Source organism: Desulfocurvibacter africanus subsp. africanus DSM 2603, assembly GCF_000422545.1.
In the GTDB taxonomy this organism is placed as follows: domain Bacteria; phylum Desulfobacterota; class Desulfovibrionia; order Desulfovibrionales; family Desulfovibrionaceae; genus Desulfocurvibacter; species Desulfocurvibacter africanus.
The window spans coordinates 1-23,962 of the sequence record NZ_AULZ01000015.1 but is presented as its reverse complement, the minus strand read 5'-3'; the positions used below and the strand labels follow the sequence as shown (position 1 = coordinate 23,962).

The 23,962-nt window shown below is 62.5% G+C and carries 17 protein-coding genes and 2 tRNA genes; 5 read left to right on the top strand and 14 right to left on the bottom strand.

The features are described 5' to 3' along the window. Positions 1-109: 109 nt before the first annotated feature. Entirely contained in the window at positions 110-691 is a 582-nt protein-coding gene (locus H585_RS0111235) for a hypothetical protein (RefSeq protein WP_027367884.1), read from the top strand. A gap of 256 nt (positions 692-947) precedes the next feature. On the opposite strand, the gene H585_RS0111230 is transcribed toward H585_RS0111235, so the two are convergent. The 3 genes from H585_RS0111230 to murA form a co-directional block, all read right to left on the bottom strand. Beyond that, positions 948-3,440, bottom strand: coding sequence for a DNA internalization-related competence protein ComEC/Rec2 (locus H585_RS0111230; protein WP_027367883.1), 2,493 nt, complete (start codon positions 3,438-3,440; stop codon positions 948-950). Positions 3,441-3,667: 227 nt separating this feature from the next. Continuing rightward, positions 3,668-4,498, bottom strand: a complete 831-nt coding sequence (locus tag H585_RS0111225; protein WP_027367882.1) for a hypothetical protein — start codon at positions 4,496-4,498, stop codon at positions 3,668-3,670. 602 nt (positions 4,499-5,100) lie between these two features. Then, positions 5,101-6,351 (bottom strand): UDP-N-acetylglucosamine 1-carboxyvinyltransferase, encoded by a 1,251-nt coding sequence (gene murA / locus H585_RS0111220; protein ID WP_027367881.1) that lies wholly within the window; start codon positions 6,349-6,351, stop codon positions 5,101-5,103. A 117-nt stretch (positions 6,352-6,468) separates the two neighbouring features. Here murA and H585_RS0111215 point away from each other — a divergent pair. Beyond that, positions 6,469-6,544: transfer RNA gene (locus H585_RS0111215), tRNA-His, on the top strand. Between the two features lie 66 nt (positions 6,545-6,610). Here H585_RS0111215 and H585_RS0111210 read toward each other — a convergent pair. The 5 genes from H585_RS0111210 to H585_RS0111190 all read right to left on the bottom strand — a co-directional run bounded on the left by H585_RS0111210 (position 6,611) and on the right by H585_RS0111190 (position 14,349). Continuing rightward, complete coding sequence (locus H585_RS0111210; RefSeq protein WP_244432526.1) at positions 6,611-7,864, bottom strand: tetratricopeptide repeat protein; 1,254 nt, start codon at positions 7,862-7,864, stop codon at positions 6,611-6,613. Between the two features lie 174 nt (positions 7,865-8,038). Next, positions 8,039-9,943 carry a selenocysteine-specific translation elongation factor gene (selB, locus tag H585_RS0111205; protein ID WP_027367879.1) on the bottom strand — a complete coding sequence of 635 codons (1,905 nt, stop codon included), beginning with the start codon at positions 9,941-9,943 and terminating at the stop codon, positions 8,039-8,041. Positions 9,944-10,186: 243 nt separating this feature from the next. Beyond that, on the bottom strand, positions 10,187-11,593 hold the full coding sequence (locus H585_RS0111200) for an aminopeptidase (RefSeq protein ID WP_027367878.1): 1,407 nt from the start codon (positions 11,591-11,593) through the stop codon (positions 10,187-10,189). A gap of 24 nt (positions 11,594-11,617) precedes the next feature. Then, a complete protein-coding gene (selA, locus tag H585_RS0111195) occupies positions 11,618-13,051 on the bottom strand; it encodes an L-seryl-tRNA(Sec) selenium transferase (protein ID WP_027367877.1) in 1,434 nt (477 codons plus the stop codon). 29 nt (positions 13,052-13,080) lie between these two features. Beyond that, the gene (locus tag H585_RS0111190) at positions 13,081-14,349 is read right to left on the bottom strand and encodes a bifunctional folylpolyglutamate synthase/dihydrofolate synthase (protein ID WP_027367876.1); all 1,269 of its coding nucleotides are present in this window, start codon (positions 14,347-14,349) and stop codon (positions 13,081-13,083) included. A 310-nt stretch (positions 14,350-14,659) separates the two neighbouring features. Here H585_RS0111190 and H585_RS0111185 point away from each other — a divergent pair, with 310 nt between their 5' ends. Continuing rightward, positions 14,660-16,300 carry a PP2C family protein-serine/threonine phosphatase gene (locus tag H585_RS0111185; RefSeq protein ID WP_027367875.1) on the top strand — a complete coding sequence of 547 codons (1,641 nt, stop codon included), beginning with the start codon at positions 14,660-14,662 and terminating at the stop codon, positions 16,298-16,300. A gap of 104 nt (positions 16,301-16,404) precedes the next feature. Beyond that, positions 16,405-16,481, top strand: a tRNA-Arg gene (locus H585_RS0111180). A gap of 123 nt (positions 16,482-16,604) precedes the next feature. Here the strand turns inward: H585_RS0111180 and H585_RS0111175 are convergent. The 6 genes from H585_RS0111175 to H585_RS0111150 form a co-directional block, all read right to left on the bottom strand. Further along, positions 16,605-16,841, bottom strand: a complete 237-nt coding sequence (locus tag H585_RS0111175) for an acyl carrier protein (RefSeq protein ID WP_027367874.1) — start codon at positions 16,839-16,841, stop codon at positions 16,605-16,607. 58 nt (positions 16,842-16,899) lie between these two features. Continuing rightward, complete coding sequence (locus H585_RS0111170; RefSeq protein ID WP_027367873.1) at positions 16,900-18,390, bottom strand: AMP-binding protein; 1,491 nt, start codon at positions 18,388-18,390, stop codon at positions 16,900-16,902. Position 18,391: 1 nt separating this feature from the next. Next, complete coding sequence (locus H585_RS0111165; protein WP_027367872.1) at positions 18,392-19,348, bottom strand: ABC transporter substrate-binding protein; 957 nt, start codon at positions 19,346-19,348, stop codon at positions 18,392-18,394. Positions 19,349-19,433: 85 nt separating this feature from the next. Next, positions 19,434-20,213, bottom strand: a complete 780-nt coding sequence (locus tag H585_RS0111160; protein WP_027367871.1) for an ABC transporter permease — start codon at positions 20,211-20,213, stop codon at positions 19,434-19,436. Beyond that, positions 20,210-20,959, bottom strand: coding sequence for an ABC transporter permease (locus H585_RS21350; protein WP_051183094.1), 750 nt, complete (start codon positions 20,957-20,959; stop codon positions 20,210-20,212). The genes H585_RS0111160 and H585_RS21350 overlap by 4 nt, the downstream gene beginning before the upstream one ends. A gap of 26 nt (positions 20,960-20,985) precedes the next feature. Then, a complete protein-coding gene (locus H585_RS0111150; protein ID WP_027367870.1) occupies positions 20,986-21,750 on the bottom strand; it encodes an ABC transporter ATP-binding protein in 765 nt (254 codons plus the stop codon). A 284-nt stretch (positions 21,751-22,034) separates the two neighbouring features. Here H585_RS0111150 and ettA point away from each other — a divergent pair, with 284 nt between their 5' ends. Then, positions 22,035-23,723, top strand: a complete 1,689-nt coding sequence (ettA, locus tag H585_RS0111145; protein ID WP_014258332.1) for an energy-dependent translational throttle protein EttA — start codon at positions 22,035-22,037, stop codon at positions 23,721-23,723. Positions 23,724-23,962: the final 239 nt, after the last annotated feature.

Genomic DNA, 23,962 nt, shown 5'->3' with positions numbered 1-23,962 from the left:
AGGGGGCGTCTTAAAAGCAATCCGCACTAGTCAAACCGCTGAAGCGTGCACCCCTGCCCCCGATTGATTCTTTCCGGCCTTCACCGTATTCTACGGTTTACAAACCGCCATGACAGAAGACATCCGCGAACCCATCAGACTGCGCATCGGACCGGCCCTGGTATCCGAAGGCCTCATCAGTGTCGAGCAACTCCGCTCGGCCCTGGACATGCAGGCGCGCTATCCTCAATTCACCTTGGGACAGATAGTCTCCATCCTGCACAAGGTGCCCATGGAAGCCATCGACGAGGTGAAAGTGCGCAGGATGGTCATGCCCCAGTTCGAACCGGTGCTCAGGTTGCGCCTGGAGTTGCTGGAACGCCGGGACAGGTATCAGCGGGGGCTGATAGCCTCTGGTTTCGTCACGGCCACGACGTCCAATCCCGTGCGCTACGAGACCAAGACCGTGGAGTCTCATCTCTATGATCGAAGCGGTGGGGATGAAGTCCAAAAGGTCTATTCGCGCTACGTCACAACCGAACTGCTGGTGGCCGTCGCCCTGCGCACCAAAGGCGGCGAAATCCGGGGCATGGTCCAGGCGGAACACAACAGCCAGACCCGCCAGCTCGTCATCTCCGACAGCGACGACCGCCTGTCCAGCACGCTCTACTACGATCTCAAGGCCCTGTATCTGCGCACCATCGGCGGCTAGAGCGTTTTGCGCAAGAACTGGCAGAAACTGGGAAGGGCTTTGCCCTCCCAGACCCTCCCAACAGGGAAATGATTCCCCTGGACCCCCATTTCAAATGCAATCTGCTATAGAGAGATGCCGCTCTGGGCCCGCGCGGGTTAGAAATGGATCGCAACAGCTTTCGGGCGGTTCTCGGACGCGCCCGCAAAGCAGACAGCCTCGTGATTCCCGTCCCGACAAGCCGCTCATCGGCTTCCGCCTGCCAGACCGAGCCAACTCAAGGCTGCGAAGAGGCCGGCTGACAAGCCAGGTAGGTCTCCAACCGGGCTTTCTCGGCCGGATCGTCCCAGCTCAGCGTCATGGCTCCGCAATCCGCGGTAGTCCAAAGCGGCAGGCTGCTTTCAGCCAGCGCCTTGCGCACCTTGGGTCCTGGGAAGCCCCAGCGGTTGAGGTAGCCCGAGGAGGCCAGAACCAGCCTGGGCGATGCCCTCTGGTACAACTCAGGACTCAGACTCGAATCACTGCCGTGGTGTGGCAGGATCAATGCCTCGCAACGCAAATCCGCACCGCGCGCCAACAGGATTTTGAGGCCAGACTGGTGCAGGTCGCCAGAGATGAGGGCCATTCCCTTGCCGCGCCAGACGAGGCGCAAGGCCAATGATGCGTCGTTACGCTCCAGGTTGTCACCCTGGTCCGGCATGGGATGCAACGCTTCCAGAACGACATCCTGCCCGATGCGGTAGGCCTGCCCCGCACGCCACTGGCGCTGCTCCACGCCCTTGTCCGCCAGCGCTTCCCGAAGCTGCGCGGCATGGGCCGAATCGCCCCAATCCCCGTTGCTGGCGAAGAAGCCCACCCGGAAGTTGCGCACGATATGGATCAGTCCGCGGGCATGGTCGGTATCGGCATGGCTCAGGATGATGCCGTCCAGGGCAGCCGGAGCATTCCTGGCCAGGACCTTGGCCACCACGGCCTCACCCACATCGAAACCCGACCCGGATGTCCCGCCGCCGTCAATGAGGTAGCGCCTGCCCTGGGGCGTCTCCAGCAGGATGCACTGGCCCTGTCCCACATCCAACATAGTCATTCGCAAGGATCTGACAGGCTGTAGGTTCTGCCACAAAGTCGGGCCGGCCAACAGAACAAAGACCAGCAGCACAAGAACTCGCTCTCGCTCGGGAGTCAGTCCCCTGCGAACGAACATGTAAGCCAGCAGCAGCCAATATCCGGCCATCTGAGGCCAGAGGGGAATGCTGGCCGTGAGCACGGGCGTCAGGCCCCAATGCTTGGCCGCTGTCAGCAAGTCCGTAAGCGCTTCCAGGATGGCTGCGTCCAGGCTAAAGCACTGGGCCGCGACAGGCCCAAGCGCGGGAAGCAAGGCCAGCAACATGCCGCAAAAGCCCAGAGGCATGATGAGCAGGCCGAGCAGCGGCACCCAGAGCAGGTTCCAGTACAGACCGACGCCGATCTGCCCGAAATTGGCCAGCACGATGGGCAGCAGCGCCAGGTTGGCCGCGACGGTCACGGCCGCGGACTTGGCCAGGAACCGCACGGCCTTGCTCAGCGGACTCGGGATGTACGCCCCGGAGTCGGCCAGGGCCTCGGCCCAGGAGAAAAAACGCGGCAAGGTCAGAGCCATGCCTGCCACGGCCACGGCCGACATCTGCAGACCCAGGTCGAAGGCCATGAGCGGGTTCCAGGCCAGAATGAGAGCCAGTGCCAGAAATAGGCCGTCCAGAAGCACCCGCCCGCGCCCAAGCCACAGGAGCAGGCCCCAGGATGCGTACATGACCGCGGCACGCAGCAGCGACGGAGTGGCCCCGCCGAGCCACAGGTAAAGGAGCACCGGCGGCAGCCCCAGAAGCACCGCCAGTCTGGGCCGCGGCAGGCGCAGGTGGATACTTGGCCTGGCATGGCCCGCGATCCAAGCTGCAAGCCAGCCCATGCCGGCCACGATGCCCAGGTGCAGGCCGGACAAGGCCAGGGTATGCGCCAGGGAAGCATCGGCCATGTCCTCGCGCGTGGCGCGGTCCAAAAGAAAACGATCACCCATGATCAGGGCCATGAGCAGGGCCCTGCCTTGCGAGCCCTCCAGGAGCTCCGTCAGTTCCAGCAGCCGCTCGCGCAGTGCAAACCGTGTCTGCCATGACCAACTCGCTTCGCCAGCCAGACGCACATCGGCGCCTCGGCCTCCATCCTGCCCGCGCGTATAGGCGCGGTGGAAGACGCCCTGTCTGGCCCAGTAGAAGCGGGTGTCCCAGGTTCCGGGGTTGGCGAAGCTGCGCGCGGGCCAGACCTTGGCCGTGAATGACACCTCCTGGCCCGGCCCCGGCCACGCGCCGGGATACTGCCAGGTCCATACGAGCCGACCGGGCAAATCCTGAAACGCTCCGGTGGGCCGAGTGCAGCGCACCCGATCCAGGACAATCTGTAGACGCTGGTCCTCGCGAGCCTCCACCGAGAGCACCCGACCCGCGATGCGCACCTTCTCGCCCGCCAGCATCCACTCCGGCTCCACCAGAGGTGCGGTCGGCATGCGCCACCAGGCCAGCAGCAGCCCCAGCGCGAACGCCAGCAAGAACGGGAGCGGCGCCGACCACCTGCCCCGCACGAGCGCAACGCCCACATAGAGCAACCCGGCACAGATTCCGGCAGCCAGCGAGTGGCGGTAGGCCAATATGCCCAGCACCACCGCCAACAGATGCACCTGCCAGGGCAGCAGAGGCGGGGCCGTGGAGCGCCGGGTTGTAATGGGATCGGTTCTGGGCATGGCCCCTCAAGCTTGAATTGGACTCTCCATTGGTATGGCCAATCTCAGAAATTATCCACGGAAACTAAGTTCATAGCAACGAAAACCCCGCCAGGGATATCCTGGCGGGGTCGCTTTGCGTAGATGGCTGACACCGAGTTGACCCGATGGCCCTCGACAGGGCCATCAGCCCGATTGGTCAATAGGCAAGCCGCGTCGAGCCTGGTCGTCCTGGCAAGCCTAAAGTATCAGGGCTGCTGCATGGCCTTCTGGAGCTGGGCCACCGCATTGGCGGCGCTCTTTCGGGTCGAATCACGGAACATCTCGGTTATGACCGTGACCTGTTCGGCATTCATTATGGAAATCTGGCCACCGAGCATGAGGATGGCTTTTTCCGACTCGGCCTTGGTCCTAGCCTGATCATTGCACTGATCGAGCTCGGGCATTGTCACCACAGCCACGCCGTTCTTGTCCACGGCCCTGACGCTCGACGAGCAGTTCAGGTGCGCGTGTCCTGTTCCCGAAACTCTGGCGATAGTCGGATTGCGCGGCCTGTAGCAGTAGTCGAGTTGCACGATGAGCACTGCATCGACGCCCAACCCCTTGGCCAGCTTGCCGAGCGCCTCGGCATCCTCTTTCCTCATCACATGCATCTCGCTGCCGGATTTCATGCCCGCTGGCAGAATCTCTCCATACTCCGCCAGCTTTGCTCCAGCATTCATGAGCTTGGTCATAAAGTTGGAGGCACCGGAATCATTATCCTTGTATAACCGTGCGGCATCGAAAGTCTTGGCATACAGCTTGTTCTTAACCACCACTTGCGCGGGTATTACGCTCCAGCCAAGCTTGGTGAGCTCCTTGACGTAGATGTCGTATGCATCTTTGGCTACCGTCTTCTTCACGCGGTTGATGTTAGTAATCATGCCAAAGCCGCCGACACCAGGTACCAATGCAGGAGCATATAGGCTGACGACAGCCACTTTTTTCACTTGATCGATCTCTGGCTTTTTGACGATAGGAGCACATGCGAACGATAATAGGGCAATAGACAGCAGACAAGACAACAGGATTCGACGCATCAAGACCTCCTGAGTTGAACAAGGCTCCCTTCCACAGGGATGACTTGTATAGTGTGGCTTTCATGAAAAGCTAACTGCTTTCAGCTGAATAATCAATTCCATCCAAGCATCTATCAGACAACGTACCTTGCTTGACAATGCACCTTTCCTGCTACGTTACTGTGATAAAAAGAAAAATTTCCGGAAGGTGAGCATGAAGGGCTTAAATGGATGCGGCCTGGAGATTCGAATCTCCAGGCCGCAAGGGATATGCATATTCTACTGTGTAGGCCGCTAAAGATGTCCCACACGGTGGCTTGGTCAGAGGCGGTCAGGACGACCGACCAGGTGCGCAAGCGCCTAAAGCAGATTGCTTTTAAGACGCCCGCTCCCAGCCGGGAGAGAGTCGGAGAGAAGGACGAGCCGCCCTGGCTGGCAGCGCCCCTCTCCGTTCAAATGCTGGCGGCTTCAAACGGATGCGGCCGGGAGATGCGCATCTCCCGGCCGCGCTGTACAGGCCGAACGATATGTCGTTGCAACGCACGGGGCCGGTCAGCCCATGCCGGGCAGCCCGGGCGCATGGAGTCCGGGAGGCCTCGCCATCAACCCCTGCGCAGGCTGCCTTATTCCTTGGCGCGCTCGATATCTGCTCCAACGGCGCGCAGCTTTTCCTCGATCCGCTCGTAGCCGCGGTCCAGATGATAGATGCGCTGCACCTCAGTAGTGCCCTGCGCGGCCAGGCCGGCCAGCACGAGAGAGGCGCTGGCGCGCAGGTCCGAGGCCATGACCGGAGCGCCCACGAGCCTGTCCACTCCGCGCACCAAGGCCGTGCGGCCCTTGAGCTTGATGTCCGCGCCCATGCGCGCAAGCTCCATGACGTGCATGAAGCGGTTCTCGAAGATGTTCTCCTCCACCATGCCCGCACCCTTGCCCAGGCACATGAGGGCCATGATCTGGGCCTGCATGTCCGTGGGGAAGCCGGGATAGTACGTGGTGGACACATCCACGCAGCGCAGTTCGCCGTCGCGCTTCACGATCACGGCGTCGCCGTCCGGCTCGATGGAAACGCCCATCTCGCGCATCTTCATGATCACGGCGTCCAGCGCGGCGGCCGGGCAATTTTCCAGGCGCAACTCACCGCCGGTAATGGGCGCGGCGGCCAAATACGTGCCGGCCTCTATGCGGTCGGGCATGACCGTGTATGAGCAGCCCTTGAGCCTGCTCACGCCCTGGATGCGCACCACGCTCGTTCCGTGGCCGGTGACGCGCGCTCCGCAGGCGTTGAGGAAATTGGCCAGGTCCACTACTTCGGGCTCGCGGGCCGCGTTTTCGAGGATTGTTTCGCCATCGGCCAGAGCCGCGGCCATCATGAGATGCTCGGTGCCGCCCACGGTGGGCATGTCCAAAGCAATCCGCGCGCCCTTGAGGCCGTTGGTCGTGCCGTTGATGTAGCCCTCGGCCAGCTCGAACTTGGCGCCCATCTTCTCCAGACCCTTAAGGTGCAGATCCACGGGGCGCGAGCCGATGGCGCAACCGCCCGGCAGGGCCACTCGCGCCTCGCCCAACAGGGCCAGAAGCGGCCCCAGGCAGAGCACCGAGGCGCGCATGGTCTTGACCAGCTCATACGGCGCGTGCGAATTGAGCTCGTCGCACTGCACGGTGACCGTGCCGTCCTGGAACCAGGTCTGGCAGCCCAGGATGTTCAGGAGCTTGAGCGTGGTGCGAATATCGGCCAGCCTGGGCACGTTGGTCAGCTCAATCCGGCCCTTGGGCAGAATGCAGGCCATGAGAATGGGCAGGGCCGCGTTCTTGGACCCGCTTACGCGGATAGTTCCATGCAACGGCTTGCCGCCCCGAATGATCAATTTATCCATAAATTCCCCTTAGATATGTATAAGCGACCGCCCTCCCCGGCTGCGGCGCAACGAAAGGCCGAAAAAACCCACTTGACCTGCGACGAATAACTCGGGTATATGCCTCTTCCTCTTGTGGCGGACGTAGCTCAGGTGGCAGAGCGCAAGATTGTGGCTCTTGATGCCGAGGGTTCAAGTCCCTCCGTTCGCCCCACTTGATGATTCAGGCGGAACTTCGGTTCCGCCTTTTTCGTTTTCACGGCGCAGTCCACGACCTGCATCACGCCCTGCCGCCCATGATCCGCTCGTAAGGCGATGGCTGCCCGCTTTTCAGCCAGAGTAGAGTGCGCATGTAATCCAGGTGCCTGCCGGCGTCCACTGGAGCCATGACCTCGGTGAACAGCGAGTCGTCGTAGTAGACACTCGCGCAACGCTTGAACAGCACCTCGCAGGCCGAGCGGGCCTGGCTGTGGATGAACGTATTCAAGGTCGAAGCTGTGCATTTGGCCATGACAGCGGCGGGATCCTGCACGCCAAACAAGCCACTGGTCATCTGGGCGAAGCGCAGCCCCATGCGATTGAAGTCCCTGACCGACCAGTTCACGTCATGGGCGAGATGGTAGGCCACGGGCGAGAGATTCATGCGCACTGGCAGGCCCTGCAGCAGAAAGGCGTACGGGAAAAAGATGTCCCACCAGGGCACGCCGATGCAAAACCCCGAGTCAGCAAGGTCCGGCACGGCCTCGCGGTCAAAAAAGAAATAGTCGAAACCACAATGGTACAGGCCGGCAGCCTGTGCATCAGGTCTGGCGATGTCCACTCTGGGCCCGAAAAGCATGCCGCCTTCGGCCTGGCGAATTACGAAGCCCAGGAAGTCGCCGCCACGGCAAAAGGCGATGTCGGCGTTGACAATGCCCAACACATCGGCGCCGGTCTCCTCGAGCGCCTTGAGCATGTCCTCGATGTAGACCAGAGGCTTGCCGAAATGCTCGCGGCCGTCTCGCGGGGCCGCCACGAAGCGCACTTCAGGGAACCGCGGCTCCAGGAGCGGAAGCTCCTCGGCGGGGTTCACGGAGAGCACTTCGAAACCAGCGGAAAGCCAGGTGGACACGCAGGCTCTAGTAATCTCCGTGTGCTTGGGCGGAATGCTCGTGGCGATGCACACGCGCCTGCCCAAGACTTCGGACGGACCGTCATGAGCATGGCAAGCCTGGGAACGCGACAAGTAGGCGCTGTTAACCAGACTCATGACGTGACCCGGATCCACGCGCAGGGCTCGCTTGAAGAGACTGAGCGCCATGGAGGAACGCCCTGCGGCCATCTCCAGCCATCCCAACAGCGCCCATACGTCGGGGTCGGCATCATGGACCTTGGCGATCCTCTGGCACTCGGCATAAGCCTCGTCCGAGCGACCGAGTTGGTGGAGCGTCTCGGCCCGGATGAGGTTCAGCCTGGAGCAGCCGTGCCTGTCTATCCTGGTATCCAGCAAGGCCAAGACACCTGCAAAATTCTTTACACGCAGCAGCCTGTTCAAGTCGTTCTCAACGAGGATGTGACTGCCGTTATATGCAACGTACGCATCGACCCTGCGGAAATACGCCTGGTCAAGGGGCGCTAAATCGAGGCAAGCTCCCCTCCTCCCGTACGCTTTCATCGGCATCCACCTCTTTTGGGTTCACCGACCGACAGGCTGGCTTGCATTCCAGCCCTATCTCTTGCGCAAGCGGCGCTTGTCGCCCACGCGCACGGTGATCTTTTCCTTGTCCAGGTACTCCAGCACGGGGATGGCGTACTTGCGCGACAGGCTCGTGAGTTCCTTGAAATCAGGAGGACCCATCTCTTCCTGCTTCTCGAAGAAACCCACGATCATGCCCTTGAGCTTCTCCATGGCCGAACGGCTGAAATACATGTCTTCCTTGATCTTCAGCAATTCGCCTTGATCCTGCAGGAGCTTGAACACCGGCGCGGCCTGCTTGAAATCCACCCCGAGTGGATCGAGCACGTCCTTGAGGTTGGGTGGCGTAATGCCGCCCTGCTCGTAAGCCGCGAGGATGGAGCCCCTCATTTTCGCCTCGTCCGAGGCGAGTGAAACCTTGTGGCCAGGCAGGCGCAACACTTCCTGATCAGCGATCAGCTCTCCTCTCTTCAAAAGCCGTTCCACAACGAAGTGGAACAGCTTGGCAGGAAGCCCCTTGCCCCAATCCGAAGCCAGCTCACTTCGTGACAAGCCCGGCTTGAGGGGATTCTTGCGGTGGTACTCAGTCGTGAAGGCCGCGGCCGAAGCGCAAAGCTCGTCCAGCAGCGCGCCGGAAACGTACACGCGCGCATCCTTGTCGAACAGGAAGGCCTTCTGCTGGCCGCCGAGCTGCCCCAGCATCTTCTCCAGGGCCTTGCTCTCCAGGTTGGTCATGGTCACGAGCTGTGCGAAGCTCAGGCCCTCTGGTCCGGCCAGACGCAGTTGGCCCAAGGCCAGCGCCTCGGGCTCGCCGCCCGCAAGCGAGTACAGCACCTGCACCTGCTCCGAGCGGCGCTTGACCTTGCGGCCCAGGGGGTTGATGAGCTTGCCGCCGCCGATGGTGCGCAGGGGCGAATAGGAGCGCAGCACCACGCGGTCGCCATATACGCCCACGAGCGGTTCCTCGAAGCGCACCTGGCAGGCGCAGGTCTCGCCCGGCATGAGCTGGTCGCGGTCCAGCAGGTAGACGCGCGCGAGCACTTCGCGGCTGCCGTGATGGAAGTGCACTTCCTTGCGGTGCTTGAGCGGCTTGGACGCGCTCTTGAGCAAGGTCAACTCGATGTCCCAAGTCAGGGACGGAAAAAGCGAGCCCGGCACGGCCAGCACCTGCCCGCGCTCCAACTCCTCCACTTCCACGCCGGCCAGGTTCACGGCCGTGCGCTGCCCGGCCAGGGCCTTTTCGGCCGCGCGGCCATGGACCTGGATGGTGCGCACCTTGGTGGGCTTCTGCTGCGGATAAACCAGCACATCCTGACCCACGCCGACCGCGCCGGCGATAAGCGTGCCGGTGATGACCGTGCCGTAGCCCTTCATGGAGAAGATGCGGTCAATGGGCAGGCGGAAGAGGTCCGTGCGCCGCCTGGGCTTGAAGCTCGTGGCGATCTCGGCCAGCTTGGCCTTGAGCGCGTCCATGCCCTGGCCCGTGTGCGAGGACACAGGCATGACCGGCGCGCCTTCGAGGAAGGTGCCCTGCAGGAACTCGCTGATGTCCTCCTGGACCAGCTCCAGCATTTCCTCGTCCACCATGTCCACCTTGGTCAGAGCCACCAGGCCCGTGTCCGTGCCCAAAAGGGAGCAGATTTCCAGATGCTCGCGGGTCTGAGGCATGACGCCCTCGTCCGCGGCGATGACCAGCATGACGAAGTCGATGCCCGCCGCGCCCGCGACCATGTTTTTCACGAAGCGTTCATGGCCCGGCACGTCCACGATACCCAGACGGTCAATGCCCGGCAGGTCCAGGTAGGCGAAGCCGAGCTCGATGGTAATGCCCCGGCGCTTCTCCTCCTCCAGCCGGTCGCAGTCGATGCCCGTGAGCGCGCGCACGAGGCTCGTCTTGCCGTGGTCGATATGCCCGGCGGTACCCATGATAATTGGCATGGAGGACTCCTTTACTGGGATGAGAAGGAAGAAGCCGGGGGAAACCCTTTTGGGAAAAGGGCTTTCCCCCGGACCCCTTTCCTAAAACTTTTTATTTCGCGTCAGCAAGCACGCGACATGGGACTCTACCCAAGCTCGCGGCGCTGCGTTCGCGGTCCTCCGCGAACGCAGCGCCGCAAAGATGGGGGCGTGGGGGAGTCGCACTCCCCCACGCGGGGTTCGGGGCAGCCAGCCCCGATTCTCCTACTTCTTCAAAAACGCTTCATACGCCAGCGTCGTGGCGTACAGGTCGACCTTGCTGATGATCTCGAAGGGGCTGTGCATGGACAGCACGGGCGTGCCGAAGTCGATAATGTCCATGCCGTACTCGGCCAGATACTTGGCCACGGTGCCGCCGCCGCCCAAGTCCACCCTGCCCAGTTCAGCCATCTGCCAGGGCACGCCGGCCTCGTCCAGCACGTTGCGCAGCCAGGCCACGTACTCGGGGTGCGCGTCGTTGGCGCCGACCTTGCCGCGATGGCCGGTGAACTTGCAGAAGCAGGGGCCGTAGCCCAGCAACGCGGCGTTGAGCTTGTCGTGCAGTTCCTGGAAGTCCGGGTCCAGGGCTCCATGCACGTCGGCGGACACGGCCTTGGACAGTTCCATTACGTGGTGCAGCTTGGTCTTGGGTTCCCAGGCTTCGAGCATATCCATGAGGCAGTACTCGAAGAACTTGGACTTGGCGCCTGTGGAGCCTTCGGAGCCGATCTCCTCCTTGTCCCAGAAGACCACGACCTGGGTGTACTCGGGCTGGTCGGCGCGCAAGAAGGCCTCCAGAGCCGCAAACAGGCATACGCGGTCGTCGTGGCCGTAGCCACCGATGAGCGCGCGGTCCAGCCCCACGAAACGCGCCGGACCGGCCGGCACAATGTGCATTTCGGCGCTGTACAGGTCGTCCTCCACCAAGCCGTAGCGCTCGTCGAGGATTTCCAGCATGCGGCGCTTGATGCGCTTCTTGCCGGTGCCGTTGCCATTTTCCTCGTCGCTGTTCTCGGCGGGCGAATGGCCGAAGATGACGTTGAGCTTCTCGGCCTCGAAGGCGTCGGAAAGCTTCTGCTCCACCTGCTTGTAGGCCAGGTGCGGCAGCAGGTCGGCAATGGTCAATACCGGATCGTTCGGGTCCTCGCCGATGACTATGGTCACGGCCTGGCCGTTCTTCTTCACGGCCACGCCGTGCAGGGCCAGAGGCCGCGCCAGCCACTGGTGCTTGCGGATGCCGCCGTAATAGTGGGTCTTGGCCAGGCCCACCTCGGCCTCCTGGTAGAGCGGATGCTGCTTGAGATCCAGGCGCGGGGTGTCGGCGTGCGCGCCCAGGAAGCGGAAGCCATCGGACAGCGGCCGCTTGCCCTTGCGGGCGATGAAGATGGTTTTGTCGCGCTTGACGCGGTAGCAGGCAGCCTCGCTCAGGTCGGGCTTGAAACCGGCCTGCTTGAGGCGCTCCACCACGTACTCGACGCTCTCGCGCTCGGTCTTGCAGCGGGACAGGAAGTCCACGTAGGATCGGGCCAGCTTTTCCATGGCCTTTTCGTGGGCCGGGGTATCGTAGATTTCCCAGCAGCTCTTGGGCTCGGACTCGAGACCGGCCGGGACGGCATTCTTCTTTTTGGTCACGTACGATGCTCCTTGCGGTGATTGTCAGTTATGGCAGGCGCTCCCGTCTCCCGCCATGTCCAGGGCCTGGGCCAGGGACGCGGAGACGAGGCGGAATTCGTCGTTTCTCAGGGTGCGCGGGTCGAGGCAAAAGGCGTCTTCCTCGATGTAGCCGATGAGTGGCGGCTCGGCGGTGCGCAGATTGTACTTTAGGGTCTCCAGGGCTTGGGCGCCGCCGGACGTGGGCTTCACGGTCACCACGGTGGTGGGCAGGTCGCGCTCCGGGAAGGAGCCGCCGCCCACGCGGGACACGCCGGGCCGCGTGGCGATGTCCAAACGGCCGGATAATTCGCGTTTGAGCAGCCGGGCCAGGGCCTGGGCCTTTTTCTTCAATTCGTCCGGCTCGGCCGTGATCATGGCGATGGTCGGAATCTCGCGCCGGGCCAGCTCCGGATCCAGATAGAGGCGCAGCGTGGCCTCCAACGCGGCCAGGGTCATCTTGTCGATGCGCATGGCCCGGTTGATGGGGTTGCGCTTGATCTTCTCGATGTATTCGCGCCGGCCCACGATGATGCCGGCCTGGGGTCCGCCCAGGACCTTGTCGCCGCTGAAGGTCACCACGTCCGCGCCCGAGGCCACCACGTCCTGGACCATGGGCTCGAACTGAAAGCCCATGGGCCGCAGGTCGAAGAAGCAACCCGAGCCCAAGTCCTCCATTACCGGAATGTTCCGGCGACGGCCGATTTCCACCAACTCCTCCGCCGTGGTCTCGAGGGTGAAACCGATCATGCGGTAGTTGGAGGTGTGCACCCGCAGCAGCAGGGCCGTATTCTCGTTGATGGCGTTCTCATAGTCGCGCGGATGGGTGCGGTTGGTGGCCCCGACCTCCACCAGGATGGAGCCCGAGCGGGCCATGACGTCCGGGATGCGGAACGAGCCGCCGATCTCCACCAGCTGTCCACGGGAAACGATGGTCTCCCGGCCTTTGGCCAGCGTCTCCAGGCAGAGCAGCACCGCCGAAGCGTTGTTGTTGACCACCAGGGCAGCTTCGGCCCCGGTAAGGCGGCACAGCAGCTCTTCCACATGGCTGTAGCGGCTGCCGCGCTTGCCCGTATCCAGATTGAACTCAAGGTTCGAATAGTTGCGGCAGGCCTCGGTCACGGCCTCGATGGCCGACTCGGCCAGCAGCGAGCGCCCGAGATTGGTGTGGATGACCACGCCTGTCGCGTTGAGCACGCGCCGGAAATGGGGCCGGGACTGCGAGCGCACGAAGCAGGTCATGCGCCGGAAGAACGTATCGGACACAAGCTGCTCTTCCGAGGCGATGACGCCGGCCTTGATCTCCTCGCGGCACAGATCCAGGAACTTGTTCACAAGGTCGCGCAACAGCGGCCGGGGCATGGCGGCCAGTTCCGGTTCACCGGCCAAACGATGCAGGGCCTGATCCACCGGAGGCAGCAGTCGAAAAAGATTGGGCACGGCTGTCTGTCCTTACGTTCAAGCAAAAGTCACGCCGAGGCGGCGTTTTCCAGGCACTCGGGCCGTTTTGTATACAAAGCGGCCAGCAAATACAAGGAACCGCAGGCCAATACAGGGCCGTCGAAGGTCGCCAAGTCGGCCAGGGCAGCTTCGGGATCGGGAAAAGGCCACGTTTCGCGTCCTAGAGCGGCAAAAAACGTTGCTATCTCGACCGGGTCCCTGGATCGCTCGCAGCCCGGCAGGCCCGTCACCAGGATGGGGCCGTCCGTAAGCCCCGCGGCCAGAGGGGCCATGACCGACAGCTCCTTGTCCTTGAGGCAGGAGAAAAGTAGTGCCGCCGGCCGAGGATGCAACTCCTCCACCGCGGCCAGCAGCGCGCGCAGGCCCGGCTCGTTGTGCGCGCCGTCCAGCAGCAGATCGGGACTCACGCCGGAAACGCCGGGGCAATGCTGTAACCTGCCGGGTATGAAGGCCCGCTCCAGGCCCCTGGCCTCGGCCAAGGCATCCGGTTCGCGCCCCAGAGCAGTTGTAATCAGCCGCCAACCGGCCAGGGCCAGCAAGGCGTTCTGACGCTGGTGCGGACCTGCCAGGCGTAGGCGCAGGCCGTCCGGCAAAACGGCCAGCCAGTCGGCCATAAGCAGCCGCGCGGACTTGCGCTCGGCCACGGACCTGAGTACGGCCAAGGCTTCGGGCTCCTGCCAGCCGGTCACGGCCAGCCCTCCCCCCTCGCGCTGGGGCATGGCATCGGCCTTGTCCGCCGCGATCTCCACGAGCGTGTCGCCCAAAATGCGCATGTGGTCCAACCCGATGGGCGTGAACAGCGTCAGGTCCGTTTCGAAAGCGCTTACCGCGTCGTAGCGGCCGCCGAGGCCGGCCTCCATGACCGCCAGCTCCACGCCGTCTTCGGCAAAGGCCAGCACGGCCATGCAGGTCAAAAGCTCGAAGTAGGTCAAGCCCAGGTCGCCGCCGATGGACATGGCCCGATTGGCCAGGCAGGTCCAGCGTTCCTCCGGCAACATGCGGCCGCCGACTTTGATGCGCTCGCGGAAGGAGAGAAAGTGCGGTGAGGTGTACAGGCCCGTTTTCAGGCTGTGCTCGCGGGCGATGGATTCAAGGAAAGTCGATGTGGAGCCCTTGCCGTTGGTGCCCAGCACATGGGCCACGGCAAAGGGCGGCCGGCCGAGACCGGCTCGACGGGCGAACTCGCGAACCCTGTCCAGGGTCAGGTCCATGTGGAACAGGCCCAGCCTGTCGAGATAGGCCGAGAACTCCGCGAAGGTCACAAATCGTTCTGACAAGGCAGCCTCGCTGAGAGGGAATACGGATCGGTTTGCATACCCCGTTTCCCCAGGCCAGGCAACGGTTCCACCAAGCGCCGGATCGGTTCGGATGTCCAGCGCAGCCGGCCTTGACGCTCTCGGCCTCAGGGGCTAAGCCCATCTACCACCTCGCCCTGAACGGCGTACATTAGAGCATTTTGCTTTTGAAAATGCTCTGCAAGCCATGCGACGGCATGGCTTGCCGCTAGCTTCGGCGTAGGCGCAATTCACTTGCGCCGTCAACGCCGGAGCGGGCGTATTAAAAGCAATCTGCTCTAGAGGACCGCTCATGACCCTTGCCCAAAGGCTGCGCTATTATCTGCGCGCCAATGCCATATTCTTGTCCGTACTGGCAGCCAATCTGTTTAGCGACCTGTTCAGCGAGGCCATGTTCCACGACGGCCTGCTGGCCCTCTCATCCGAGTCCATGGCCTTCCTGGAGCGTACAGAGGCTTGGCTGCGGCCCTTCGTCCTGGGCGGCATCTATCTGCTGGTCTACCTGTACGAACGCCCCGTGCGCCGCCACCTGCGCCGAACCGCAACCGGCTTGGCCCGGCCGGAAGATTCCTCCGTGCAGGTGCGCCGACGGCTGCTCAACGAACCCTACTTCGTCGCGGTCCTCAATCTGGTCGTATGGTTCGGGCTGACGCTGGCCGTGGTGCCGCATCTCACGCTTCATGGCGAGGATAGCGAACTACTCACGGCCGTGCTGTTCATGGGTCTGAACGTCGGCCTCGTAACGGCCGCTGCCGTATTTTTCCTCTCGGAATACGCGGTGCAGCGCTTTCTGGCGCAGCATGTCCTGCCCGCGAGCAGCCCGGTATCCGCTTCCGGCGCAGTGCGTATGTCGTTGAGCGTGCGCATGCTCATGCTCTTCGCGGCCACCAGCCTCATCCCGCTGCTCTCTTTCGTGGAGCTGACCTACATACGCCTCCCGGGCATGGGTTCCGTATGGCAGGACGTTTCTCAGCACATCCGCTCGCACACATTGGTCTTCCTGACCATCGGCATAAGCCTCAGCATGTTCATGGGTCACACCATGCGCCGACACTTCACGGCCATGATCGACGCCTTGGAGCGCATACGGCGCGGGGACCTGTCGGCGCGGGTGAGCGTGCTGCGCAACGACGAGATGGGCTACGTAAGCGAAGTCATCAACGAAATGGCCGCGGGGCTGGAGGAGCGCGAGCGCATGCGCCATTCACTGGCCCTTGCCAAGGAGATCCAGCAGAATCTGCTGCCGGCCAGGCCGCCCAAGGCCGATGGCTGGGAACTTGCCGCGACCTGCCTGTACAGCGAGGAGACAGGCGGCGACTTTTACGATTACCTCGACCTGGACAATGGAGCCGTGGGCGTGGCCGTGGCGGATGTTTCGGGCCATGGCGTGCCAGCCGCTCTGTTCATGGTCTCGGTGCGCGCGCTCCTGCGGCGTAACGTCGCTTCCAAGGTCGACCTGGCCGAGGCCGTGGCCGCCCTGAATCGCGACCTGTGCCGCGATGCCGGCGGAACGGGGCAGTTCATCACCCTGTTCCTCTGCCGCCTGGAGCCCGATGGCAAGAGCATATCCTGGGTGCGCGCTGGCCATGAGCCCGCCCTGCTTTACGATCCAGCCAGCGGCCGTTTCGAGGAGCTTGAGGGCAACGGCATGGCCCTCGGCGTTGTGCCCGAAGCCACCTTCGAACTGGGCCGCATGGAAATAGCGCCTGGCCAAGTCCTGGTCATCGGCACCGACGGTATTCCCGAAGCACGCAACGAGTCCGGGGAGTTCTTCGGCAAGCAGCGCCTGCGGGCCGTGGTCCGCAGTTCGGCGGGCCGAGGGGCCGAGGATACGCGCAACGCCGTGGTCGCCGCCGTGGAACGCTTCGCCCCACGTCTCGCCGACGACGTGACCCTGGTGACGATACGGGCAGTGCCGCTGAACCATGGCTGATGCATGGCAGCTCCGTGGAGCTTGTTTCGTCTGCGCGACGCTTACTTACGCATAGCTCCGGCCTTGACCACGACCCAAGGCTCCCATATAGTCTCCTGCTTCACGCGCCCGTAGCTCAGGTGGATAGAGCAACTGCCTTCTAAGCAGTGGGCCGGGGGTTCGAATCCTCCCGGGCGCACCAAGAATGATAAGAAAAGCCGGCTACTTAAGCCGGCTTTTTCTTGGAGGGGTAACTCGCTTGGGACTGGGGGTAACCTGGGGGTAACAGATGTGGGATCGCTCTATCCGCCTGTGCTTCGGCTGCCTACTTCTTCTTATTGAGGTACTTCTCGAAATCGCTCAGCGTCTTGAGCGAGCAGGCGTCCTCGTTGGCGATCTCCACGCCCAGGCGCTCCTTAATGGTCTCCAGGAGCGACGGGTAGTCCACGGAATCCACACCTTGCTGCGTCAGCGGCACATCAGGCTCGATTCCCTTAACAACGTCCTGCTTGATCCCAGCAGCCAGCAGCAGCTTCTTCAAATCTTCGCGGGTGACGCTCATGAGCCTCTCCTTAATCGTTGCAGGTTTTCTCCGCCAATCGGCCCGTGCCGACGCAGCCTCATTGCCGTAATCTGTGGCGCTGCACCTTGCCCGTGACGGTTCGTGGCAACTCCTCTACAAAGGCCACCCGCACCGGGCACATGTGGCGTGGCAAGCGTCCCGCCATATAGCGGCGAAGCTCTCCGGCTAATTCCGCATGGGGGGGGTGCTGTGAGCGCAGGACCACGAACGCTCCGGGGTACTCCAGACCCTGGATACGGCAGGCCGCCACCGCGCAGTCCGCCACGGCCGGGTGCTCGCGCAGGCAAATCTCCACTGGGAACGGCGAGACCCATTGCCCGCCAGAACGAATTAGGTCGTCCGAGCGCCCCAGGTGACGGTAGCCATCGGACGCCCGCACGCAACGATCTCCAGTGTCCAGCCAGCCTCCGAGCAGCAAGGACTTGGCCGTGCTGTCGGGCCTGTTCCAGTAGTAGGGTATGATACCAGGGCCCCGTATTTGCAGCCGGCCCTCCGCACCCGGAGCGACCTCGCGTCCCTGTTCATCCACGATGCGCGCATCGAAGCCAGGCACAGGCGTGCCCATGGTTCCGGGTCTATTGTGGCCTGGGCGGTTCGACATGCATGTGGTGAAGGCCTCGGTGGAGCCAAAGCCTTCCACTACCTCCAGTCCCGTCAGGCCGCGCCACGCCTCATGCAAGGCCGCAGGCATGGCCTCGCCGGAGGAAACGCACAGGCGTAGCGGAGAGAGATCGCACGGTTCGAACAAGGTGCGAGTCAGAAGCGCATAGACGGACGGGACGGCGCAAATGATCGTTGGCCGGACTTCAGTCATAAGGGCCAAAAGCGAGTCTCCATCCGATTGGCCGGAATGGAGGACAATCGTGGCTCCGGCAGCCAAACCCACCGCTAACTGCACCTGGAGCCCATAAGAGAAGGATAGTTTGCTCGCGCTCAGGAGCACGTCATCCGATGTTATCCCCAGCACCGGACGTCCCCAGGCTTCCAGCGGAACTCCCAAGTCGGCATGCCTATGCGGCACACCCTTGGGCTTGCCCGTAGACCCGGAGGTATAGAGCATGAAGGCCAAGTCATCGTGCGCGGGAACGTGCGGTGAGAAGCCGGATGCGTCCAATCTTGCGTCGACTCCTGCGAGGCCGCATTGAATGGTGAATCCGCTAAAAGGCGAAATGGCTGTCCTACCCTGCTCCAACACCAGTGCCCGTGCGCCCGAGTCCGCGAGCATGAACTCCAACTGCTCCGTAGGCGCGGCTGGACTCATCGGCACGGGCACGGCGCCAGCGAGCATGGCTCCAAGGAAAGTCTGAACAAAGGCCGGGCAGTCCGGAAGCAGGATGGCCACCCGGTCCCCAGGCGCGATGCCCTTGGTCCTTATCAGATTTCCAAAGGATATCGCCTGGTGGAACAGCTGTTCATAATTCGTGACCGAGCCGTCGAAGATGAGAGCTGCCTTGCCGGGGGTTCGCGCGAGCCCCGATTCAAGCAGCCGTTCCGCAGCGTTTGCGTAGCGGCCGACTGATGTAGCCATATCAATGAGACTCGTTCATTAACAGGCTGCCAGGTGAGATAGGCCGCTTGATGAGGCCGTATTTGTAGGCCTGATCGATCACACCCTGCAACTCAGGCTCAAGGCTTTCGGCCGGGAACAGTGGCAGGCTGATTCCGCGCGCCAGGGAAGGATCGATCCCCGCGCGACGGGCCAAGATGTCCCGCGCGCTCTCGGGGTTAGCGGCAATGTAGTCCGAAGCCCGCAGGACCGCCTTCCTGAAGGCCTCTGCCTTGGCGGGCTCGGCCTTGATCCAGGCCCGCCTGGAGAACCAGGTGGCCACGAGGAAACGCTTCCCGAAGACTCCGTGCGGCGTCCTGACTAGAATTTCCGCAGTGCCCTTGCGCAACGCCGCGGTGATGAATGGTTCGGTCAGCAGGGCTGCCTGGACCGAGCCGCTGGCCAGGGCCGCCTCCATCTGCGGGAAAGGCACCTCCACCAACCTGACGCGGGAGTAATCCAAACCTTGCTCCGCAAGCAGAGCCTTTACGGCTAGATCGTTGATGTTGGCCAAGGCGTTGACCGCCACGGTTCTGCCGGCGAGATCTCCCATGGAGCGCAGGCCTGAATTTCGGGCAACGAGTAGGCTGTGCGTGCAGTGGTCCGGCCCTGTCGTCTGCTCGGCACCGGGCGCTAGGATGGCGAAGTCGAAGCCCTTGTCGTGGGCCACGGCAAGAGAAACCGTGTTGGACCAACCCACGTCCAGGTCGCCGGACTCGACAGCCATGGCGATGAGCGGACCGCCCTTGATGGGGCGCAGGTGCACCTTCAGGCCGTTTTCGCGGAAGTAGCCGAGCTCGTCGGCCACATATAGCTGCAGGCAGTCGCCAATGGGGATGTAGCCGACACGCACCGGTCCCAACCACTCCGCCCATGTCGGAACATGGAATGAGAGCGCCGCAATGCACAGGAGAACGCCAATGACAAAGCATCTCTTCATGCATGGCTCCTTGCTGACTAGCCTGCCGCCGAAGGTTTACGTCTTGAAATAGGATAACCAGTATTCATCCACCAACTGAAACATGCTAGGGGGTATTTCTTAATAAGCTATTTCTTGCAAAATACCAAGTAAGGCAACGCATCTCAAGAATGCTAAGCCCTTTGCTCAGGACCATGCCTGCCAGGCTCGCCTCAATGATCCCCGCGTACATCTCGGGAATATCGAAGCTCCGTTGCGACCTGAGCAGATAATGTCCCAGCCCTTCCGAACCACCAACCATTTCGCTGATCATGGCTACAATGAAGGCCACGGGCATGGCCGTCTTCAGCCCGGAAAAGAGACCAGGCAAGGCCGCTGGTGCGAGGACTTCGCAGGCAAGGCGTAAACGGCCCACGCCAAGGTTGCGCGCTGTATCCAGGAATGGCTTGGGAATGGAGCGCACACTGTCCGCTGTGTTCAGGAGAATGGGGAAGACACAGGCGAAAAAGACGACAAAGACATGCATAAGGCCGCCGATACCTAGAAAAAGCATGGCCGGAAGGACGACTACGCCCGGTGGAAGGGAGCGCAGACTCTCGACTGTCGGCGAGAACAGGTCCTCGATGCGCCGAGAGTGGCCCATGGCTATGCCGCAGGGAATGGACAGCATTGCCGCCAGAAAGAAACCGGCGGCCATGTGCCCGAGGGTCACCGCCAAAGCCGAGGGAAGCGTGCCCTGGATGTTCAAGTCCATCAGCTTGGTCAGGACGAGAGAAAATGGGGGGAACAGCCTGGATGGAAACAACCCGACAAGGGCGACGGCTTCCCAAGCAAGACCCATGGCCAGGCAGAAGGCCAAGCCTTGCCAGCGCGGCCGGCGGCTCATGCCCTGCCCCCCACAGGCAGACCGTAGCGGCGCACGGCCATGCGCTGCAGCAGGACAAAACCTTTATTGAACGTGAATCCGAGCAAGCCGACCAGGGCAATCGCGGCATAGAGGTCCGCCGTGCGTCCGGAAAAGGCCGCTGTCATGGCCAGGGCGCCAATACCTCGGGTGGAAACGACCATTTCCAGAGAAACTTCCACGGCAAGGGCGATGCCCAGGCCGATGCGCAAGCCTGTCAGAATCTCGGGCACGATCGCCGGCAGGATCACGTGACGGGCGATGCGCCCCGGTTTCAGGCCGAGGCCGTGGGCCGTTTCCAGGAGGATTGGGCTCACCCCGCGCACTGCGTCCCGCGTGCCGACGAATGCAGGCCAGCAGCAGGCAAAAGCGGTAATGGCCACGTTGAGCGATTCGTCCATACCCAAGAAGAGCAGGCCCAGGGGGATGAGCGCCACTGATGGCAGCGGCCTGAGGCCTTCCACGAACATGCCCGTGGCCTGGCGCACGGCGGGATACAGGCCATGAATTAGTCCCAGGGCAATGCCCGCCAGCCCTCCAACCGTGAACCCGAGCAAAGACAGACGCGCGGTGGCGAGCAACTCGCCGGCCAGGAGGTTTCGAGCGTCCGAGTTCAGCAAGCGGCCTGCCACCTCGATGATGCTGGGCAGTTGACCGCTGCTCCATCGACCCAGGGCAATGACTTCCCATACCAGGGATAACCCGCCAAGGAGTAGAAAGCCCGCCACTGTCGATCTCCGCAAGATGCAGCCGCTCATGTCTGGCCGCTTACGGCAAGCAAATCGTGAATGGCCGCGCGCAGATCCGTGAAGCGGGAGTCGGCCCGGGTGTTCAGCTGATGCCTGGGTCGGGACAGGTCCACGGCCACGATGCCCCGTATTACCCCGGGATTGTCCCCGAGGACGACTATGCGGTCGGATAGGTAGATGGACTCGTCGATATCATGGGTGACGAAGAGGACGGTTTGCGCGTACCGCCGCCAAACATCGAGGAGCAGGTCCTCCAGAGCGTAGCGGGTCTGGGCATCCAGGGATGCGAACGGCTCGTCCATTAGCAATGCGCCAGCCTCCCTGGCAAGGGCTCGGGCTATGGCCACACGCTGCTGCATGCCGCCGGAAAGCTCCCAGGGATGACGGTCTGCATGCTCCGCAAGGCCCACGGTCGCGAGCTGTCGCAAAGCGATCTCCTTGCGTTCGCGGCGGGACAGCCTCCGATCGTGCAGGGCAAAGGCCACGTTGTCCTGCACGGTCTTCCAAGGGAAGAGCGAGTTCATGTAATCCTGGAAGACCATGGCCGTGCCTGCGCCGGGGGCTTGCCGCGCGCCGTTGTGCAGTATCTCGCCAGTCGTGGGCATTGTCAGGCCGGCGAGGCAGCGCAATAGAGTCGTCTTGCCGCAACCCGAGGGGCCGAGAATGGAGACGAACTCGCCTGCGTCGATATCCAGACTTATATCATCCAGAACCGTCGTACGCTGGCCATTGCGTTGATACGCAACCCCCAGAGAGCGAATGGATAGCACGGGAAACCTCATGAACTTCAAGGAGAAAAGGAAATATTTAAACGATCCCAGTTAGTTGGTTATATAGTATGTAATAAGGAAATGGTAAAGTCAGCGACGATATACATGCCTGCCTAGCGCCAACCTTAAGCTACGACCCTCCGTGGCCCATAGCAAAACGGGTCTGGGCGTCTGATTCATCCTATTGTCGCCAGGGTCAATTCAACGTTGCCATCCCCATCCCCTCCCGTTATTAGCCTTCAGCCGCACTGCGGTCCCAAACCCCAACCATAAGACGGTCAGCCATGAGCACCATTGAACCGAACAAGATTATTTACTCCATGGTCCGGGTGAGCAAATTCTACGATAAGAAGCCCATCCTCAAGGACATCTCGCTCTCCTACTTCTACGGCGCCAAGATCGGCGTCCTGGGCATGAACGGCTCGGGCAAGTCGAGCCTGCTCCGGATCCTGTCGGGAGTGGACCAGGAGTTCCAGGGCGAGACCGTGCTCTCTCCCGGATACACCATCGGCTACCTTGAGCAGGAGCCCCTGGCAAACGAGACACGCACGGTGCGCGAGATCGTGGAAGAGGGAGCGGCCGAAACCGTGGCCCTGCTTAAGGAGTTCGAGAAAATCAACGCTCGTTTCGCCGAGCCCATGAGCGACGCGGAAATGGACGCGCTGATCACCCGCCAGGGCGAAGTCCAGGAGAAGCTGGACGCAGCCGAGGCCTGGGACCTGGAGAGCCGCCTGGAAATGGCCATGGACGCCTTGCGTTGCCCGCCCCCGGACATGCCCCTGAACCTCGTCTCCGGAGGTGAGCGCCGCCGAGTGGCCCTCTGCCGACTGCTCCTGCAGAAGCCGGACATCCTTCTGCTCGACGAGCCTACCAACCATCTGGACGCTGAGTCGGTGGCCTGGCTGGAGCACCACCTTCAGCAGTACGCGGGAACGATCATCGCCGTGACCCACGACCGCTTCTTCCTGGACAACGTGGCCGGCTGGATCCTGGAACTCGACCGTGGGCAAGGCATCCCCTGGAAGGGCAATTACTCCTCCTGGCTGGACCAGAAGCGGGAGCGGCTGCGGCGGGAGGAGAAGGCCGAGTCCGAGCGCCAGAAGTCCTTGGAGCGCGAGCTTGAGTGGATCAGGATGTCCCCCAAGGCCCGGCACGCCAAGAGCAAGGCTCGCATCGGGGCCTATGAGCAGCTTCTGTCGCAGAACTCGGAAAAGCAGGCCAAGGATCTGGAGATCTTCATCCCGGCGGGGCCGCGCTTGGGCCAAAAGGTCATTGAAGCCGAGGAGCTGGGCAAGGGTTTCGGCGACCGGCTGCTCCTGAGCAAGGTCAGCTTCCTGATCCCTCCCGGAGCCATCGTGGGCATCATCGGCCCCAACGGCGCCGGCAAGACCACGCTCTTTCGCCTGATAACCGGCCAGGAGCAGCCGGACGAAGGCCGCATCGCCCTGGGCGAAACCGTGAAACTGGCCCACGTGGACCAGAACCGCGATACCCTTGAGGCGGACAAGTCGGTCTTCGAGGCTGTCAGCGGAGGCCGGGACACCATCCGGCTGGGCAACCGCGAGGTTAACGCCCGGGCCTACCTCGGCCGGTTCAACATCACCGGCGCCGACCAGCAGAAGAAGATCGGGATGCTCTCCGGGGGTGAGCGCAACCGCGTGCACCTGGCCCGGATTCTCACGGAGGGGGCCAATGTCCTGCTTCTGGACGAGCCGACCAACGATCTGGACGTGAACACCATGCGCGCCCTGGAGGACGGCCTGCTCAGCTTCGCCGGCTGCGTGCTGGTCATCAGCCACGACCGCTGGTTCCTTGACCGCATCGCCACGCACATCATGGCCTTCGAGGGCGACAGCCGGGTGACCTTCTTCGACGGCAACTTCACCGAGTACGAAGAGGACCGCAAAAAGCGGCTGGGCAAGGAGGCGGAAATCCCGCACCGCATCAAGTACCGCAAGCTGACCAGGAGCTGAGCGCGGACGAAAACAGGCCAAACTCCGGCTAACCGGGCAAGCCCCTTGTGACCGGCCTATGCTGCGGGATGACTACAGCGCGGGGATTCGAATCCTTCGCGAGCACCAATAGTGCGGATTGCTTTTAAGACGCCCGCTCCGGCGTTGACGGCGCAAGTGAATTGCGCCTACGCCTACGCGGCGGCGAGCCATGCCGAAGCATGGCTCGCAGAGCATTTTCAAAAGCAAAATGCTCTAAA

Bases quoted from the DNA above. Each gene is read 5' to 3' on its own strand.
- H585_RS0111235 (WP_027367884.1), top strand. From the start codon at position 110: ATGACAGAAGACATCCGCGAACCCATCAGACTGCGCATCGGACCGGCC.
- H585_RS0111230 (WP_027367883.1), bottom strand. From the start codon at position 3,440: ATGCCCAGAACCGATCCCATTACAACCCGGCGCTCCACGGCCCCGCCT.
- H585_RS0111225 (WP_027367882.1), bottom strand. From the start codon at position 4,498: ATGCGTCGAATCCTGTTGTCTTGTCTGCTGTCTATTGCCCTATTATCG.
- murA (WP_027367881.1), bottom strand. From the start codon at position 6,351: ATGGATAAATTGATCATTCGGGGCGGCAAGCCGTTGCATGGAACTATC.
- selB (WP_027367879.1), bottom strand. From the start codon at position 9,943: ATGCCAATTATCATGGGTACCGCCGGGCATATCGACCACGGCAAGACG.
- H585_RS0111185 (WP_027367875.1), top strand. From the start codon at position 14,660: ATGACCCTTGCCCAAAGGCTGCGCTATTATCTGCGCGCCAATGCCATA.
- H585_RS0111175 (WP_027367874.1), bottom strand. From the start codon at position 16,841: ATGAGCGTCACCCGCGAAGATTTGAAGAAGCTGCTGCTGGCTGCTGGG.
- H585_RS0111170 (WP_027367873.1), bottom strand. From the start codon at position 18,390: ATGGCTACATCAGTCGGCCGCTACGCAAACGCTGCGGAACGGCTGCTT.
- H585_RS0111165 (WP_027367872.1), bottom strand. From the start codon at position 19,348: ATGAAGAGATGCTTTGTCATTGGCGTTCTCCTGTGCATTGCGGCGCTC.
- H585_RS0111160 (WP_027367871.1), bottom strand. From the start codon at position 20,213: ATGAGCCGCCGGCCGCGCTGGCAAGGCTTGGCCTTCTGCCTGGCCATG.
- ettA (WP_014258332.1), top strand. From the start codon at position 22,035: ATGAGCACCATTGAACCGAACAAGATTATTTACTCCATGGTCCGGGTG.